This window comes from Bacillus sp. VT 712, from assembly GCF_001614195.1.
GTDB lineage: Bacteria > Bacillota > Bacilli > Bacillales > Bacillaceae_H > Priestia > Priestia flexa.
On sequence record NZ_LWBK01000015.1, the window covers coordinates 115,076 to 132,384 of the forward strand.

A 17,309-nucleotide genomic window follows, 5' to 3' on the forward strand; every position below is an offset into this window, starting at 1 on the left:
ATATAACCTGTTTTGTTTGTATTCACATAAAAGTATAACTAAATTGAATAAAAACCACAATATATTTCAACATAATTTCCTTATCAGCATGCAGTTTGGATATTTGACGTCTTTTTAAAAACAAGGTAGGATAAACAATTAGTAGAGAGGTGAGAATAGTGATTCAACCAATTATTGAATTTTGTATCAGCAATTTAGCTAGCGGTTCTCAGCTTGCGTTGGAAGAGTTAGAAAAAGATCCGAATTTAGATATTGTTGAGTATGGATGTTTGGGTTATTGTGGAAAGTGTGCACGGTCTCCTTTTGCTTTAGTAAACGGGGATGTTGTAGCTGCTGACACACCAGAAGAATTAGTAGCAGCTATCTACACACATTTGGAAGAGAACCCAATGTTTTAATATAGAGTAAAAGTAGAAGCGGTAATGCCTATAGGCATTACCGCTTCTGTTTTGCTATGATATGCTACGAATCTCATGCCATCTTTCTTTAGTTCGCTCAAATGTTTTGCGATCGGGATGATTTTTATGTTTATAGATAATTTCTGAAAAATAGAGAAGCGCCTGCTGCTGAAACCCGAGCCGATAGTTTAGTTCTCCTATAATATATAACAATCGAACTTCGTTACTGTTAGAAGGGAACGTTTCTTCTAAATATGCTGTGGTGTAGCACTTTAATGCATGTAAAGCGAAAGCTCGCTCTTGTTGGATGTCATCAAGCAGTCGGTATAGCCAGCTTACTCGTAGCGTGAGGCTTGCGAGTACAGATGACTTTTCTTTTTTTATGTTGGCACAATAAATAGCCAGCTTGTAAGCATTTATTGCTTGTTGCAACGTTCGTTCTTGATCATATGGCTGGTAGCTCCAATTTTTTGTGACCTTTTCCTTAACTTGGTTTGCACTACCTGGAGGAAAAATTCTTGAGAATTGTTCTGTACTCGCATATCCACACTTTGGACAGATTACGACATCATATATGATAGGGTGCAGCTTTGGGTTTTCATAATAAATAAAAAAATCAGTATCGTATCTTTGAGCCTTTAAAAAGCGAGATCGGACTTTTTTAGAATAAAAGCTGTGGCTACACAAAGCACAAGCGATTTTTTTATCATAAAGAGGATGTAGGGTTTCCAATTCATTTCCTCCTTTTGAAGTTCAATGATTCTTTATAACTATATTATACACTTTTCGTTTCGTGTTTTGGGTCTTTTGTAGTGTTTGTGATAGAAAAATAAAAACTCCTTAACCATTTTGGCTAAAGAGTTGGGAAACGGGGGATGTTCTTATTGTTTCCTACATTGAATGATTTTATACTAAGACCATACTAAAAAATAATGGGTGATTAAATGAAAAAATTTGCTTTTACAAAAATGCACGCGCTTGGAAATAATTATATCTACGTCAATCTATTTGAAGAGCATATTGCGGAAGAAGATTTAGCTTCTGTTGCTATTAAGGTATCAAACGTCTATACGGGCATCGGGTCAGATGGGATGATTCTAATTTGTCCTTCTACTAAAGGGAATGTTAAAATGCGCGTATTTAACAACGATGGTTCAGAAGCAAAAAATTGTGGGAATGGCTTAAGATGTGTAGCTAAGTATGCATATGAGCATAATTTAGTAGAAACAGAAGAGTTTACAATTGAAACATTATCAGGTCTTGTCCATGCGACTGTTCATTTGCAGGATAAAAAAGTAAATGAAGTAACAATTGATATGGGGAAACCAAAATTAAAGCCAGCTGAAGTTCCAATGCTTGGATTTGAAGGTAACAGCATCGTGTCAGAGAAAATGGAGTTCGGTGGCGAAGAGCTTATAGGTACAGCTGTATCGATGGGAAATCCTCATGTTGTATTTTATGTAGAAAATATTGAAAAAGCACCTCTTCATACATTAGGACCAGTGGTTGAAAAGGATCCACGTTTTCCGGAAGGTGTAAATGTTGAATTTGTAGAGATTATGAATGAATCAGAAATGCATTTTCGCGTTTGGGAAAGAGGTTCAGGTGTAACGCAAGCTTGTGGAACCGGTGCATGTGCAGCAGTTGTTTCTTCTGTTTTAAATAATCTTACGCAAAAAAATACTCCCACAATTGTTCACTTGGCGGGTGGAGACTTAACCATTACATGGAAAGAAAATAACCATGTACTAATGAAAGGTCCAGCAGTTGTTATTTGTGATGGCGTTTATTACTATTAAGAACTGAAAGCAGAGTAGTTGTTCATCATGTACTCACAGCGTATACTTATAGGTAAAAGGAGGTCATCTAACTATGAGTCAAGATATCCTAGAAATTACAGAAGCGGCTAGCTTTCAAATAAAAGATATGATGAAAGAACATGAAGAAGAGAATGCTTACCTTCGCGTAACGATTAACGGAGGAGGCTGTTCAGGTTTATCATACGGAATGGGCTTCGCACACGAAGTTAGTGAAGACGATATGCAGTTTGAGCAACATGGCATTCAAATTCTTGTTGATAAAGAAAGTGTGCCGATTTTAAAAGGAGTTAAGATTGATTATAAGCAGTCTATGCTTGGTGGAGGATTTACAATTGATAATCCAAATGCCATTGCATCATGCGGCTGTGGATCTTCATTCCGCACGGCAGCGAACGCTGGTACACCGGAAGAGTGTTAAGCGATATATCAACGTTTTAAGCTACCGAGATATTATTTCGGCAAGCTAATCGGAAGCATGGACGATGGTTGTGTATTACGTTTGAAATATGCGAGAACTCAATCGCATACAAGCGTATTAACAACCCCAGTTTCCTATTCGAAGGATTGAAAATAACGACTTTCTTAACGGTGAAAAACACATCGTTAGGGAGGTCGTTTTTTTTATGGCGTTAAAGAAGCGAAAGAGAAGAAGTCCAGTAAGAGAGCGCATTGGTTCGAAAGAGTACCCGCAATTAACATTAGAGCAAGGACTCGATATGGTTATCTCCGGTAAGAAAATAGAAGGCGTTAGAGAAAGAACGCTAAGAGACTACATAAAGACTTGGCGATACTTTACTGACTGGCTCGCAGATAACTATCCGGAAGTAGTGTTAATGGAAGAAGTAACGGCGGAGATGATTCGCAACTACGTTAATTATCTTAAATACGAAGCTAAGAAGTACGATGGACATAAGTATATTGACTGCGATAAACAAGGAGTAGGATTAGCAGAAACGACAATTAACATTAGGTTGCGCGTATATCGAGCGTTATTTAACTACTTAGAGCGTGAAGAACTAATCGAAGTCAATCCGATGGATAAAGTAAAGCTACTGCGCCATGACTTAGACCTAACGAATTGCTTTACGGAAGAAGAGATAAAAAAGATATTAATGCAGCCGAATCAAAAAGACTTTGTAGGATTTCGTGACTTCGTTGCTATGAACTTGCTACTGGATAGTGGGTTGCGTATAGGAGAGCTTATTAATTTACGTATTTCTGATATAGACTTTCAGACTCGCTTTATAACGTTGATTGGCGAGAAGAATAAGAATCGAAAGCCTCGTTTGGTACCGATATCAGCTTATGTATCGAAGTTATTAATGCAATTAGTTACCGAAAACCAAACGCACTTTAAATTAGATCGTATATTCCTTTCGTGCTTTGGTGAGCCGATTAGTGAAAATCACTTCAATAAACGTTTGAAATATTACGCTGATAAAGCCGGAGTAGCAGGTAAGAAGGTTACAGCGCATGTTTATCGCCATACATGGGCCAAAAACATGATTTTAAACGGTTGTGACGCCTTTACATTACAGAAAATGGGCGGTTGGGCTGATATACGTACCATGCGCCGGTATATCCAAATGGATACGGAAGAGATGCGTAGGAGCCATGATGATTATTCACCGATTAACGGCATTCGCCAAAGACGTAACTGAACCGAAAAAGACAAAAAAAGAGGACACCTGCACAAAGCAGACGCCCATCTAATCGCTAATTAAATGGTATCGAAAAAAGCGTAAAAAGTCAACGCTTATTCAAATGCGTCCAAAAGTGCTTGTATGTGTCCCAAACGGGGGAATATATGATGTTAAATGCAGCTAATTATAGCGAAATGAAGCAATTGCAATCGTTCGCTAACGTAAATGAAATGAACGAAGCTATTCGCGGCTTTCTATATACATACAAGCACGAACTAACGCCGTCAGCTATTCGTATTCTTAAAACGTTATCTCGTTACGCATGTAAAATCGTTGGCGTAGCGTTTTTAAAGGTGGAAACTATCGCTAACTTAACGGAATGCAGCAAGCGCACAGTACAACGCGCATTAAAAACGCTGGTATCTTACGGTGTCATTGAGCGTAAATCAACTATTCGAGCGAAAGGGGGATCGGGCCACAACGTGTATGTGATCCGAACTGTGGACGGCTGTGTCACTCCGCCTGTCACTGCGGAAATGTCGCCCCGTGAAGATGCACCAAAGCCTGCCGTATCAAGCGCTGAACAAGCGAAAGTTAGCTCGGAAACAGAGATTTCTAAAACATTGCCTTCTAAGAGAATTAATAAACGAATTAACGTAAAAGAGATCGAGTTAGACGAATCATTTACGCCTTCTAATGTACCGAAAGCTTTCGTAGACGCTACTGCGCCTTTTTATGGATCAGCCGATACTATTTATCGTTTATGGAATCGAGTATTAGTTGCGTATAAAAAGAGCGAAGTGACTCTGCCGTTAGAAGAGACGGAAGTGTTAGCAGACGTTATACAAGCGTTTAAAGAGACTATTTTCGCTAAGAAGTTGAGTAAGATACGTAATACATTCGAAGGATATTTTTATCGCATAGTGGAGGCAAAGTTGGCGGTGTGGAAGCGCAGGGAAAATCCGTTGTTTGATTGGCTAAATATCGTATGATCTTTCGCCTATTATTTCGTCAAAGAGTCCGCAACTATATAGCGTATTACTCCGTCAGTACGTTTATTTACGTACTCGTAAGTATAGCTAGTTATAGCTACGGACTCTCCATGTTATTTATTTTTTAGATTTTCATTTGTTGAACTTTGTGAATGGTTTTATAAGCAACCAGTAAAGCTGATAATTCTAATTTTATATCTGAATTTGAATACTTATTTTGGTAAGCGTATTCGATTAATTTCATTTGATCTTTAGCACATTCAGTATAACTAATTTTCCCATCTTCGTAAGTAGTATCGATTAAGGCCCCAAACCTTTTAATTCGGTCACTTAGCGTTGATTTAGGAATTTTTAGTTCTTCTGCAATCTGTGTTTGTGTATAATACATCTATTCTCTCCTTCTTTAAGTATTAGGAGAGTCCGTAAACCAATATCATTTTAACGTTTTTGTAGTCGCATTTCAATTTCAAGCTATCTACTTACCGGAAGTGAGAGTTCGATAGAATTTGAGACGTACTTATTTTACGCATCATATAGAAGAAACTCGATCTATAACGTGATATTACATCGAACCGAATCGGACGATATCTTCCGGTTTTATAGTACGTTTAACCAGCCGAGCCAGTGTTATGCGCGACCCTCAAAACGCTTTGACATTACGTTAAGCCTATACAGTCGTACATATAGAAGGAACGTGTATTTAGCGCTAGATTGTGAGTTATCTATCGTAAGGAATTATCAGCCTCACGCGCCTGGGACGGGAGAGGTCTTTGGAACTCAGGGGGTTTATGCAGTATTTTATTCATTACGAAGGACGATTGGTAACATTATGCGGGTAAGAAACCGCGTCATATCAAGCGTGCATAAATAATGTATGGCGTATAGTTCTTCGAAAGTTAACAAACGTTGATGTATCAAGGGTTATTCTAAGTGCTAGTTTACATAAGATATGTTACAGGAACTGATAATGTATATCAAATACATTGATAATGAATGGGCGGGGTAGGCATAAATGGAAACCTTTCGCCTAAGCTGCGACATTTTCTTACGAAATTTTAAAACTCAGGGCGTTAAGGTAGGGGGGCGCCTCTATAATCGCAATTATCCTTGCCTACCGTATCTTAAATGCGGATATCTAAAAAACACTTCGATCCTTCGATTCTATCACATTTTAAAATAGTCTTCTGGCACGTCTTTACCAAGCGCCTTTAATCCTCTACGAACCTTTGCGAGTGTTGAATGTTTCGGACGGTACTCTTTATCGTTACATAACCTCGAAATCGTTCCGCGACTAAGCTGCGCCTTTTCTTCTAATTCAATCTGCGAAATGCCTTCACTATCTAACCAATTACCGAATTCTGTTCGCTTCTTACCTAATCCGAATAAGTTAAACATCCTTATCACCTCGTTAATAGGCTTGACCGAAATGTCATTTTTTAAACCGAGCGCAAATTAATGACATAACGGACAAACGGGCGAGAATACCATTCACTAAGCGAGTCAAAATACGTTTCACAATGCGCATAGAACAGCCCGTTTCTCTCTTCGTATGAAATTTCGCGGCTAGTATTTTAAAACGTCTCTAGAAATCCTTTTCTACCAACGTCTGAAGCCATTTTGAATCGTTCTACTTGCGAGAAACTATCTTATCAGATATTAAGATTCGGAGGTGGTGTTGTGATATTCGAAATACTATCGTCAATTGCAATGAGTAGCGTCTTAGCTTCAACCTACGTCTATCAACACGGAGGAGGTAATGATGCGAAGAGGATAGAGCGAATTGCAGCGAACGCGGGTCTTGTTGCGAAGGATGGGCAAAAAATTAGAATTCACCGTAGAACTAGAGGTGCCGGTTATACGGAGTATGTCTATCAAATGCCGCAGGGAATGTCGGTAAATCAATTTAAAGAGAAGCTAGATCGTTTTCAAGACGGCTTAAATATCAAACGAAGATTAATAAATGTATCTTTCGAAGATATAAGGTCTGTCCAGTTGAACAAAGACCTTTTGACGCAGGTTCGTAGCTTATTTGAGAGAAAGCGAAGCGCGCAAAAGGAAATTGAGCTAACTTTCGACGGTATGCTACGATTCAAAGTCTATACTGAACCGTTAACCGATCATTTTCCTTATACGGGATCCTTATTACGTAAGTTGAACGGTTGGCAGATACCGGTTGGGATTAATCGCGCTGGAAAACTAATTAAACATGATTTCGAAGCAACGCCACATTTAGCGCTTGGAGGCGCCACACGCTACGGAAAGTCGAACTTTCTTAACGCTCTGATTAGCTCGTTGATATCTACGCAAACCAATAACGTCAGCTTTACGTTAATTGATCTAAAAGGCGGGGTTGAATTTGGCGGTTATGAAAATGTTAATCAAGTAAAGCGCATCGCATACGAACCTGAAGAAGCTCTAGTAGCGTTAGAACAGGCGTATAAAGATATGCGGACCATGCAGGAAACGTTGCGGAAATTGAATAAGCGTAAGGTCCAAGATACACATATTACCGAACGACACTTTATTCTTATCGATGAGGTAGGAGAATTGAATCCGCAAGAGGCTGTAACGAAGGAAGAACGGCAGATCAAAGAACAATGTCAAAAGTACATGAGTCAGATTGCGAGGTTAGGCGCAGGTTTAGGCTTTAGACAGGTTTTGGCGACTCAGTATCCGACTGGCGATGTTATCCCACGACAATGTAAGCAGAATAGTGAAGCGAAATTGTGCTTTCGCGTAAGAAATGCGGTAGCAAGTCGTGTTGTGCTGGACGAAGAAGGAGCAGAGAAGTTGCCGTTAATCAAAGGAAGAGCAATATATCAAACGGACCAAACTAATGTCGTGCAGACGCCATTTATTGACGATAACTTAATCCAAAATACTATTGGTCCGTACATTAACATCACATCGAGAAAGGAGCCGTATGCAAATGCAGAAAGCCATCAAGAAGGAACAACGTCAAATCGAGATCTGCTTATCATTGAAGAGGTGTGATTATCTCAGTCGTTCACAGCTGCAGGCTATTCATAATTTAGGCAGTCCTCGAAATACATCGCGTGTGCTAAAGGACATGAGTCGATACGTAACTTATTTTCGCGACGGTGAAGCGATTTACTATTTAACGAAAGAGGGTCGAGAACTGGTTAACGCTAAGAAAGTCCGTAAAAAAACACTTCAGGCACGCCATTTTATCATGCGAAATAGCTTGTACATTGCATATGGCTGCCCTGAGACATGGAAAAACGAAGTGAAACTTGAACTTCCTAACCGAGTAAAAGCCATTTGTGACGCTTTATTCTCACATGATGGTCGTTATTACATTATAGAAGTAGATCACACTCAAACAATGTTGGCTAATAAAACGAAAATGAGTAAGTATCGCAAGCTGATTGATCTCGGGGTATTCGATAGGAAACCAGCGTTTATTTGGATTACAACGACAGAATATAGAAGTAGGAAGCTAGAAGAGCTATGCGAAGGTCTTGACGTAAAGGTATTTACGATATCGGATTTCATCTAATGAAGAGGGGAAGCGGTATAAATGTTTAATCGCAAAGTTGAAACGGTAGGGACCATCAGTGAATTCATGCGTAAGAGGGACTCGGATGGCATAGTGAAGCAAATTAAAAAGGGAACAAGAGCTTACCAAGTAAAGCATGCATTGATCGCGCTGGCAGGCGTAACGACCATAGGATTGTCAGGTGTAAGCTCTTCTAATCATGCATATGCCGCAGGACCAGGCGAGTATGTCAAAAACCATGCAAAAGAGCAGATTGTAGATGCGTTAATGCCTCTAGTCGACATAATTCAAGCGTTGTCTTACCCTATTGCGTTAGTAATGCTGTCGTCTGGTGGTTTAATGTTTATGATAAATCAAAAAGATAAGGGGATATCATTAATACAAAATGCATCTTTAGGTTATGTATTAGTTCAGTTAATGCCAACTTTTATGAAGATTATTGTAGGGGTCGGTAATAGTATTGGTTTGATAATACCACTAGCGATTATCTAATTAAGAAGGCGCCCAAAAGGCGCTTTTATTTTGTTTCCGAAGTATCTAGCTCGATTAGATCACCGATGTTTTGAATTTCTAACGCTGTTGCAATGATTTCTAAGTATTTTCGATTGATTAAGTTCGTGCTCTTATTATTATACATATCGGATACTGTAGCTGCGCGAAGAGTTTCGCCGGTCTTTTCTTTTATTAAAGCTAACAACTCTTTTTGCGTGTGAATACCACGGCTTTCCATAGCTTCAGCTAATTTAACATGAATCTTGTACATGACTTCACCTCTTAAGTGAATTATAAACTAAAAGTATTTTTGCGTAAATACGAAAAAGCGTATTGACGAATAAAAAAAGCTAGTCTATAATCAACTTAACGATATACGAAAAAGCGTATATTCGTAATAAAAATAAAAGGCGGATGGTTTGAATGGTGAAAAACGTAAAAATTAAATGGCAGTTAGAAGGAGAAACAACATATGAAGACGTAAAAGTTTTGTTCATAGAAAACGACGTTATCTTGTATCCAGATGTTGACGGAGGGTTGTTACTGCAGCGAGTAGCAAAGAGTCTGGATGGATCCTATGTCTTCTTAGATGAACTAGCTCATTTAAATGATTACAACGAAGATAAAGGTGTCAGAAGTTTGAAGATGGAAGAAATCGAAGATCTTTCGGCAGTGGGGATGTTTAAACTTATAGCGAAATTAGCAGGCGACGCCCAATGAAACAGCGCTACTTGTACGTTTACGACGATAGCACCGAGGTAATAAAGCGGGATGTAGTTCGATTAGGCGACGAGCTGTACCTGGCGAAAGGTTATGAAGGATTGAGCGTTCATAAAGTTTTGCGTAGAACGGAGGACGGTACGGTAAAAGATTGGAAAACTGTAATCGAAACACATTTATTTGGGCCCGAGCTATTGGACGGGATCGACCTAAGTTCTATAGCGAAAATGTCAGTGGCAGATTTTTTCGCTGAATTAGCGCATAAAAAAAGAACCAACGGAGGCAACCGTTAGTTCCAGACGAAATATTACTTAGCAACACATTAACATTTAATGGGATTTAAGTCAACAGAAATCGAAAAGCTGGCAGATATCGTATATATGTAATGACCAGGCGCACAACGGCAATTGTAGCGCTTTTTTTTTGCGTTCTTTTGTACAACGTAGCAAATAACGGTCTTATATCAATTATAACGTCCACTTTCGGTAGATGCTGCAGATAATGTGGTATAAGCGAAGAAAACTTTTGCTAGAAACGTCCACTTTTGCGACCTAACGCTTTATATAAAATACAGGCGAAATGTCCACTTTTCGAAGTTGATGCGTTGTATTCAAAGTAAGGCGAAAAAATCGCTGGCAATGCCGGCTTTATATAAAAACTACTAACGAAAAGGAGCTGCTAATTCATGAAGAAACCATTCAGTAAAAAGAAAGACGCTTATCAACGAAATTTTATTAAGTTACCGTCTGATTTATCGCACTATATCAATCACCAAAAAGTTAAAGCGGAAATGTTTTATCTGTACGCCTTAATTATTGACTATTACAACGAAGATGAATTCGGATATGCCTTTCCTAACAAAGATACGTTGGCGTTAAAGTACGGAAAGACAACACGGACAACAGGCGATCACTTAAGCATTCTACGCGATGTAGGGTTAATCGAAATAATTGAAGGGACAATTCATGGAAACGCTTATGTACCGTATGAACCTTTAACCTCGGAAGAATTTTACGAAAGATATCCTGACGCATGGGATAACTATTTAGAGTCGTTACGAAAGTTAGAGGAGTCGCGAAAGCAGGCGAGTGCACGTATGGCGAGGTATCGAGATAAAGATTAGATATGTTACGGAAAATTAAAGCGTAACGTACGGAAGAAAACAGCATAATGTTATGCCGTTATTTATACGCTAACTAGATTTATATAACGAGATTTAATAACGAGATTTAAAATGATACTGCCTCCTTTAAAACCGTAAGGAGACAGAGTCATTAAAAGATACTGTATTCGTAAACTCATACAGCTCTTCGTAATTCTAACGAATTACTTGAGTATAGTACTTGTCGAAGAATTCTTTTATTAAAAGATAAAAGATTAAGAGCATAGGGAACCGGCCTCGCGCCACGCCCGAATTAGGAGGACACAAAATGAATCAATATAAATGTATTTTTTCACTACGAGTAGCAAGGCACTTGATTAAGCAAGGGTTTAACTTAGTGGGAATTGAACCTGCACGAAAACAAAGGAAAGGACTAGTTTTTGTCTTTGAAAACACGAATGAGCTGCAATCTGAACTTGAAAGATTATTTGGAGCTGATAACGCGTGATTTAAGTCGAAAAACAGCCTTTCTAATAGGGGATTTAGAGATATAACTTCTCTTCCGAGTATCTTACTATTCGAAGTGATTCTAAGCATCTAAAACACCTATCTAATAGAGAGGGAGCTGCCAATGTTAAATAACACATATCGAGATCCAGGAAAAGGGGCAATTAGCTACGCGGATCAAATTTTCGTAGGAAAAACACGTGATGAAATTTCGGCTTTGTTACCAGCTTTTCTAAATGGAGACTTAAACGAACCAAATCAGAAGAGAATTAAGCGTTGTGACTACTGCAATTACTGGTTTTATGACGAAAGCTTACGAAATACGAAGCGGACTTGCTGTGACGACTGCAAAACATCATATAAAACGTTACAAACTGCAAAAAGGCGTGCGGAAAAAGCGCTGTTTAATCCAAAACCTAAAAAAGAAAGGCTACAAGATTTATATCTTTGGTGGTTGGATTACCCATTTTGGGCGAACGAGTATGCAATGTTGAAAATAGGTTGGAAGTTTGAAAGGCCAATGAGCTTGTCAAGATTAGATTATATCCACAACGGAAAAGACGGTTACGGTACAGGCAATAAGCGTAAAACAAAAAGGTTGCCGGACTACCATGGAGATAAACGAGATGAAATTTAAGTGGCGACAAAAAGGTATAGGTAGAGGGGGGTCTTAACTGGATTCCCTTATAAACAATAAAAATATCTATTTTAAATTTATCGCGTTGGCCAGGAGGTAGCAAACATTGAAAATCGGAGAAGTAATTGATGTTTATGAGCATTGGGGCAACAATTTTGAAACGGTCCGAAAAGCAATTCTTTATCGTGATGGGACAATTGAGTACCTGCCAGAACCCAGGTACGAAGAAGAAGAGGAAGAAATTATCGAAGAGAAGGAGTGGTATTGATGGGTTTTTATCCGAAAGAAGAACAAGAAACGCTACTACTATACGATGCTGTGCAAAAACAGTGGAAATTCCGTTGCACATCAAAGCAGCATATTGACCAATTAACGAAGGTTGGCGAGGTTACTAGGGCATACACAGACGATGATGGAATGGTTATTGATATCGAAGGCTATTTGGCACCCAGTCAGGTGCGGTTGTACAACGTTCCATCTGAGAAACAGCAAGATCACTTAGCGAAAATGAGAGCACGTCGTTTGAACGACTAGATAGACATTTTAGGCGAATTTGACGATCGGAGACTAATAGTATTCAAGACGACACTAAGGCACCAAATTCGCCTATCTAATAAACCGTTTTTACAAACTAAACCAACAATAAGGAGAGAGTATTATGAACAAAAAAGTATTTTTAACAGCAGATCACGAAGGGTTACCGTCCCAGTCGATTCAGCAAATGGACGTTACCGAAGCAATGCACCTAGAGGCATCCGGCAAAGCAATCCCAGTAAGCTTATCGAACCTAGACGAAATCGAAAACGCAATTGAAAGGTTAGTCGCTGACTACCGTAAGAAATACGATGCAATGACTAAGAGTGAAGATCCGGTTTACAAAGTCGAAGGTGCAATCGATTATTATTCAAAACAAATGAAAGCTGAGCTTGAAACGGAAGTAGCAGCGTTAAACAGCAAGTACGAAGCAATTGTTGCAAGCACTAAAGAGTCAGCTATGCGCGACTTAGCTAATAAGCGCAGATATATATCGGAAGACGAACGTAAGGCTGCTCGAGACGTTGTAACGGAAACAATCGCGTCGATTAAGTTCGGTAATACAGGCGTCATCGATACGTTAATTGAGCAGGCTCCTTATATGACGGACAGTAGAAAACTCGCGTTATTGCAGGAAGTAGGCCGAATTACGGAAGCTACAAACGATTCAGCAGTCGTCAAGAAGGCTCGTAGCTTGTATATGGAGCTCGATGCGGTTAAGTCCGGCGAGTTACTGCCAGTTAAAATCGCCCAGGCACTACCGGACAGTGCGGACCTGCCGTTGAAACACCTAAAAATGACGCATCCGACGTATAGAGGCACTAAATGAGATCGATAAACAAGTCGAGCTATAGTCGCACAGCAGGAACACGTATAAAAACGCTAGCTTTCGAGAGTGAGAAACCCTATATCGAATGGCTGAAGCGCGAGGATTTTAAAATGATTCACAGCGTGGAAAATGAAGACGGTGTAATTATCGTCCAATACACAGTGTAGGCGCCCTTCATCGGGCGTCTTTTTTCGTATATAGCCGCGCATCATCTCCTACAAAAAACAAACAAAGGAAGTGAAAGAAATGAATGAAAAGCGATTCAACGAGATAGAAAACATCGCAGTGAATTATCTAATGAACACAATCGGGCAAATCAGCTCGGGTTTACAAACTGTAAGACAGCCGTCAGACCTTGATGACCTCGTCCCGAACGCTATAGAACGCTTAAAAGAAGGCCTAAGAAAGCTGCACGAAACGAAGCTTACTAAGTTTGAAAACCGGTATTTTAATTCGCACAAGCTTGCGGAAGTCTTTCGTACTTATATTAAGGCCTTAACAGCCATCCAAATGAGCGATTATAACCGGTCTAGCGCCCTTTTAGACGAAGGCGGAAAGCTACTGAACGAATATCGCGAGATTCTTATAAAAGCTGGTGAGAAGCGATGAGCCTTAATATCTCTTACCGTATCCAAGCAATCGACGATTTCAGCTCGACTATGAATTCCGTAAGTCGGAATCTTACAAGCGTCACAAACAGTATCAGCGCAAGCGTTGGCAAGCTATCCGATAGTACTGTGTCGATGGCTTCCGAAATGGCAAACGCATATAAAGAAGCCAAGCGAGATATGCAGATATTCAAAACCGAACAACTAGCCGTCGAGTACGGCTTTTTTAAGTTGGGTCAATCATCCGATCAATACGCCGGTAAGACGGGCGAGTTAATGACCGAAATCGAGAAGCTAGGTAAAACGCAAAAGACAATCACGGACAATATGATTAAAAACAACAGTATAATGAAAGGCGAATTCTTCGCTACAATTGGCGAAATGACGAATATGAGTACACAGGCGGAGAAGATTTCGTCTAATTACTCACGTATGTCAAACCCGTTACTAAGCGTTAACCAAGCTGGATTGAAAGTAGCCGATACGATGAACAAAATCGCTAATCGAGGGCACGCGTCAGTACTAGCGCTTCAGATGCTTGGACCTACCGCAAATATGAAAGAGCTTTACGATATGCAGCAATTAATTAACCGAGGCGTAATGCGATTTCAAATGGTAGCTCTTGCGGCTGCAGCAACGTCGGTACTTGCTTATGGCGCGATGCACAAGGCAGCGATGGATAGCGTGGCAGGTTACGAAGAAGCGTTTAACCGCATGAAATCGTCGGTACGGCAGGCGCTTCAGCCGATGGTGGATGTGTTCGGAGCCGTTATGATCAAAGTTTACGACTTTATTGATACCATAGCGCAAATGGCTATAGCGTTCAATAACGCCCATCCTACAATGGCGAAAGTGTTACAGGGAATCGTAATGCTGGTACCGGCGCTCACGTTATTACTAAGTCCGTTAGCTATCGGAATAGGCCTACTCGCAGGATTCAAAGCAGCGTTCGCATCCGTTTGGACGATGATCGCTCCATTAGTAACCGGTTTAGCTGCGATGAGTGCGACCGTTTGGATCGTAGCTGCAGCAATCGTAGCGTTAACAGCCGGCTTAGTATACCTTTGGAATACGAATGAAGGGTTCAGAAACGGTGTCATAACGGCCTGGGAAGCGATTAAAGCGAAAGCCATTGAAGTATTCCAGGGATTACTGACGATAATAACGCCAGCGTTCGAAGCAGTTAAAGCGTTTGTAATGACGAAGTTAGCTGAGATTAAAGCGTTTTGGGATCAACACGGGACGCAAATTATACAGGCTATGCAGAACGCATTTGCGTTTATCCAAATGATTGTAATGAATGCCTTCGCGGTATTAACGCCTTTCATACAGGCTGCGTGGGCTATTATTCAAACGGTCTTTCAAACAGCTTGGGAAGTTATCAAGACAATCGTAAATACGGCAATAAACATCGTTATGGGGCTTGTAAAAGTATTTGCAGGACTCCTAACCGGAGACTTTGACCTAATGTGGGAGGGCGTGAAGCAAATCGTATCGGCTGCGTGGAGTTTCTTAAAATCCATTGTTAGCATCGGAATTAACTTCGTAAGTAGTATTGTGAAAACCGGCCTAGACTTAGTTAAAACAATCTTTACTACCGTTTGGGAAGCCATCAAGACGAAGGTCAGCGAGGTGTGGGAAGCGATAAAGACGAAGGTTAAAGCTGCAGTCGATAATGTCAAAACTAGCGTAGAAAACGGCTTCGAGAAGCTTAAGAGCGCAGTTGATACGAAAATGAACGCGGCGAAAGATAAAATCGAGGATATTTGGGCTAAGGTAGAGGCGTTTTTCGAAGGAATTGACCTTTTCCAAATCGGTAAAGACATCATTCAAGGCTTAATCGATGGCATAGGGTCAATGGCAAGCGCGGCTATTACGAAAGCAAGTGAACTCGCGGGCGAAATCAAAGACACAATCGCAGGAGCATTTAAAGTACATTCACCATCACGTTGGATGCGTGATATGATCGGTAAAAACTTATTAATCGGTTTCCAAATCGGTTTAGACAAGGAGCGTCGCAGCACGTTGAATAAAGTCGCGGATATGACGCGATGGATGACTCCCGCGATGCCGACACTCCCACAAACCGATACTAGCGCACCTTATGCCTCGACTAGAGCGACTCAACAACAGCAGGTAATCTACGTAACCGTTTCGAACAACTTTGACGGTGATGATGTTTGGTCAGCCGTTGAATCACGCAATGCTTCTTCATACATCATAGGTAGTGCTTTACGCGGTAAGTAGGTGCGATTATTACGAATTTTTTTGTAATAATTAAAATGTTCATTTTTGTTTACATTTTGACAACAAATGGTATAATTTAATCAAATGTAGCGTATACTTGTACCCAACTATACTAATGTTCGGAGGTGCACGTCCATGCGTAACAAGGAGGAGAAGAATAAGATGAATGCAACTGCTATTAAGTCAATTGATAAGTCTAAACATACTGGATTATCAACTAACAAAAAGAAGTTGCTAAAAAGTCAAATGGGGAGTGCGTCAGCCAATGTTGACTTAAACAAAGTTCTAGAATGGTGGAAGTATGAACATAATTGATTTTAATAATCTTGGCTTTTCAGGCTTCGAACCTGAAGAAGATATTCTAATTGATACAGGTATTTTGTTTGCTTACTATAATGAGTACGACGCATACTACAATACAGTGACCTCACTATTCATGAATCACATTCTAGAGAATGATAATAATATGTTCTTATATGTGAATCCTACAATCGTGAACGAGGTCACTAATTTAGCGAGTAAACCTTTAAAACAATATCTAAAAGCATTTCCTGAAAAAACCCAAGATTTTTCTGAACAAGATGAACAAGTTTTAGAAAAGAAAATTGTCAGTAATCTTCAAACACTTATTGAAAATGAAGTTCTTTTAGTATTAGAAGGAGATAAAGAAAGTACGCTAGCTCAAATACAGACCTATTCTATCTTAGGTTCTGCTGACTCGGTGAATGCTTCTATTGCTAATTTGTACGGTACAAGCTTCTTAACGGTGGATGCAAGGCTGGCCCGAAACTTGGTTACTCTTGAAAAGAAATTACCGAATATTAAGAATGTTTATTACACCGGAGGTAGGCATAGAGACTACCATACTAATAACAAAAAATAACCGCAGTTACGGTTGTTTTTTTTTATTTGCTATGTAATATTAGTTTACCTATTTTGAAGTATTAACGCTTTGTTTGTTATAACCTATTGATTAACTAGAAACATTTGGGTATTATTAAGTTAACGATATTCACCGTTAAGTAATGACGTTGAAATCAATCCGTTCGAATATAAACAGTCGTCCAAAACGGCTATAAACGTTGATATTATTGCGATTCAAGCTAACGTAAGCATGAACGCTAATTTACAATTGATAATCCAAATGCCATTGCATCATGCGGCTGTGGATCTTCATTCCGCACGGCAGCGAACGCTGGTACACCGGAAGAGTGTTAATAAGGTGCTAAAAGAGACTGAGACATAAGTAGTTCAGTCCTT

The 17,309-nt window shown here is 39.7% G+C and carries 24 protein-coding genes and 1 pseudogene; 21 read left to right on the top strand and 4 right to left on the bottom strand.

Annotated elements, in window-relative coordinates; genetic code table 11:
* Positions 1 to 158: 158 nt before the first annotated feature.
* The gene (locus A2U94_RS09670; RefSeq protein ID WP_025909409.1) at positions 159 to 398 is read left to right on the top strand and encodes a YuzB family protein; all 240 of its coding nucleotides are present in this window, start codon (positions 159 to 161) and stop codon (positions 396 to 398) included.
* Between the two features lie 54 nt (positions 399 to 452).
* Here A2U94_RS09670 and A2U94_RS09675 read toward each other — a convergent pair whose 3' ends face one another.
* Positions 453 to 1,130: a DUF2225 domain-containing protein gene (locus A2U94_RS09675; protein WP_035320500.1), complete on the bottom strand. Its 678-nt coding sequence runs from the start codon at positions 1,128 to 1,130 to the stop codon at positions 453 to 455.
* Between the two features lie 212 nt (positions 1,131 to 1,342).
* On the opposite strand from A2U94_RS09675, the gene dapF reads away from it, so the two are divergent.
* The 4 genes from dapF (at position 1,343) to A2U94_RS09695 (ending at position 4,853) form a co-directional block, all read left to right on the top strand.
* A complete protein-coding gene (gene dapF / locus A2U94_RS09680; RefSeq protein ID WP_025909408.1) occupies positions 1,343 to 2,197 on the top strand; it encodes a diaminopimelate epimerase in 855 nt (284 codons plus the stop codon).
* Positions 2,198 to 2,270: 73 nt separating this feature from the next.
* A complete protein-coding gene (locus A2U94_RS09685; RefSeq protein ID WP_025909407.1) occupies positions 2,271 to 2,636 on the top strand; it encodes a HesB/IscA family protein in 366 nt (121 codons plus the stop codon).
* A gap of 205 nt (positions 2,637 to 2,841) precedes the next feature.
* Positions 2,842 to 3,879: a tyrosine-type recombinase/integrase gene (locus tag A2U94_RS09690; RefSeq protein WP_025909406.1), complete on the top strand. Its 1,038-nt coding sequence runs from the start codon at positions 2,842 to 2,844 to the stop codon at positions 3,877 to 3,879.
* 146 nt (positions 3,880 to 4,025) lie between these two features.
* Positions 4,026 to 4,853: a helix-turn-helix domain-containing protein gene (locus A2U94_RS09695; RefSeq protein WP_231882750.1), complete on the top strand. Its 828-nt coding sequence runs from the start codon at positions 4,026 to 4,028 to the stop codon at positions 4,851 to 4,853.
* Between the two features lie 124 nt (positions 4,854 to 4,977).
* On the opposite strand, the gene A2U94_RS09700 is transcribed toward A2U94_RS09695, so the two are convergent.
* Positions 4,978 to 5,241: a MarR family transcriptional regulator gene (locus A2U94_RS09700; protein WP_025909404.1), complete on the bottom strand. Its 264-nt coding sequence runs from the start codon at positions 5,239 to 5,241 to the stop codon at positions 4,978 to 4,980.
* Between the two features lie 776 nt (positions 5,242 to 6,017).
* Positions 6,018 to 6,248, bottom strand: coding sequence for a helix-turn-helix domain-containing protein (locus A2U94_RS09705; RefSeq protein WP_025909403.1), 231 nt, complete (start codon positions 6,246 to 6,248; stop codon positions 6,018 to 6,020).
* 282 nt (positions 6,249 to 6,530) lie between these two features.
* Here A2U94_RS09705 and A2U94_RS09710 point away from each other — a divergent pair, with 282 nt between their 5' ends.
* The 3 genes from A2U94_RS09710 to A2U94_RS09720 are packed head-to-tail and all read left to right on the top strand — an operon-like array spanning position 6,531 to position 8,865.
* Entirely contained in the window at positions 6,531 to 7,847 is a 1,317-nt protein-coding gene (locus tag A2U94_RS09710; protein WP_025909402.1) for an FtsK/SpoIIIE domain-containing protein, read from the top strand.
* Entirely contained in the window at positions 7,783 to 8,373 is a 591-nt protein-coding gene (locus tag A2U94_RS09715; RefSeq protein ID WP_025909401.1) for a replication-relaxation family protein, read from the top strand. Before A2U94_RS09710 ends, A2U94_RS09715 begins: the two co-directional genes overlap by 65 nt.
* Before the next feature lie 21 nt (positions 8,374 to 8,394).
* Positions 8,395 to 8,865 (top strand): hypothetical protein, encoded by a 471-nt coding sequence (locus A2U94_RS09720; RefSeq protein WP_025909400.1) that lies wholly within the window; start codon positions 8,395 to 8,397, stop codon positions 8,863 to 8,865.
* 25 nt (positions 8,866 to 8,890) lie between these two features.
* On the opposite strand, the gene A2U94_RS09725 is transcribed toward A2U94_RS09720, so the two are convergent.
* Positions 8,891 to 9,136, bottom strand: coding sequence for a helix-turn-helix domain-containing protein (locus A2U94_RS09725; protein ID WP_025909399.1), 246 nt, complete (start codon positions 9,134 to 9,136; stop codon positions 8,891 to 8,893).
* 152 nt (positions 9,137 to 9,288) lie between these two features.
* Here A2U94_RS09725 and A2U94_RS09730 point away from each other — a divergent pair, with 152 nt between their 5' ends.
* The 13 genes and pseudogenes from A2U94_RS09730 to A2U94_RS20620 all read left to right on the top strand — a co-directional run.
* Entirely contained in the window at positions 9,289 to 9,585 is a 297-nt protein-coding gene (locus A2U94_RS09730; RefSeq protein WP_025909398.1) for a hypothetical protein, read from the top strand.
* The gene (locus A2U94_RS09735) at positions 9,582 to 9,878 is read left to right on the top strand and encodes a hypothetical protein (RefSeq protein WP_025909397.1); all 297 of its coding nucleotides are present in this window, start codon (positions 9,582 to 9,584) and stop codon (positions 9,876 to 9,878) included. The genes A2U94_RS09730 and A2U94_RS09735 overlap by 4 nt, the downstream gene beginning before the upstream one ends.
* A gap of 392 nt (positions 9,879 to 10,270) precedes the next feature.
* The gene (locus A2U94_RS09740; RefSeq protein WP_025909396.1) at positions 10,271 to 10,708 is read left to right on the top strand and encodes a helix-turn-helix domain-containing protein; all 438 of its coding nucleotides are present in this window, start codon (positions 10,271 to 10,273) and stop codon (positions 10,706 to 10,708) included.
* Positions 10,709 to 11,015: 307 nt separating this feature from the next.
* Positions 11,016 to 11,195, top strand: a complete 180-nt coding sequence (locus A2U94_RS09745) for a DUF5659 domain-containing protein (RefSeq protein WP_025909395.1) — start codon at positions 11,016 to 11,018, stop codon at positions 11,193 to 11,195.
* A gap of 123 nt (positions 11,196 to 11,318) precedes the next feature.
* Positions 11,319 to 11,831, top strand: a complete 513-nt coding sequence (locus tag A2U94_RS09750) for a hypothetical protein (protein ID WP_025909394.1) — start codon at positions 11,319 to 11,321, stop codon at positions 11,829 to 11,831.
* Positions 11,832 to 11,937: 106 nt separating this feature from the next.
* Positions 11,938 to 12,099: a hypothetical protein gene (locus A2U94_RS21140; RefSeq protein WP_156482234.1), complete on the top strand. Its 162-nt coding sequence runs from the start codon at positions 11,938 to 11,940 to the stop codon at positions 12,097 to 12,099.
* On the top strand, positions 12,099 to 12,365 hold the full coding sequence (locus A2U94_RS09755; protein WP_025909393.1) for a hypothetical protein: 267 nt from the start codon (positions 12,099 to 12,101) through the stop codon (positions 12,363 to 12,365). The genes A2U94_RS21140 and A2U94_RS09755 overlap by 1 nt, the downstream gene beginning before the upstream one ends.
* A gap of 124 nt (positions 12,366 to 12,489) precedes the next feature.
* A complete protein-coding gene (locus A2U94_RS09760; protein ID WP_025909392.1) occupies positions 12,490 to 13,194 on the top strand; it encodes a hypothetical protein in 705 nt (234 codons plus the stop codon).
* 246 nt (positions 13,195 to 13,440) lie between these two features.
* On the top strand, positions 13,441 to 13,803 hold the full coding sequence (locus A2U94_RS09765; RefSeq protein ID WP_025909391.1) for a hypothetical protein: 363 nt from the start codon (positions 13,441 to 13,443) through the stop codon (positions 13,801 to 13,803).
* Between the two features lie 275 nt (positions 13,804 to 14,078).
* Positions 14,079 to 16,049 (top strand): phage tail protein, encoded by a 1,971-nt coding sequence (locus A2U94_RS09770; protein WP_156482236.1) that lies wholly within the window; start codon positions 14,079 to 14,081, stop codon positions 16,047 to 16,049.
* Positions 16,050 to 16,211: 162 nt separating this feature from the next.
* Positions 16,212 to 16,364, top strand: coding sequence for a hypothetical protein (locus tag A2U94_RS09775; protein WP_156482238.1), 153 nt, complete (start codon positions 16,212 to 16,214; stop codon positions 16,362 to 16,364).
* Complete coding sequence (locus tag A2U94_RS09780; RefSeq protein WP_025909388.1) at positions 16,351 to 16,932, top strand: hypothetical protein; 582 nt, start codon at positions 16,351 to 16,353, stop codon at positions 16,930 to 16,932. The genes A2U94_RS09775 and A2U94_RS09780 overlap by 14 nt, the downstream gene beginning before the upstream one ends.
* Positions 16,933 to 17,174: 242 nt before the next feature.
* Positions 17,175 to 17,267: pseudogene (locus tag A2U94_RS20620) on the top strand (iron-sulfur cluster assembly accessory protein); the annotation flags it as partial.
* Positions 17,268 to 17,309: the final 42 nt, after the last annotated feature.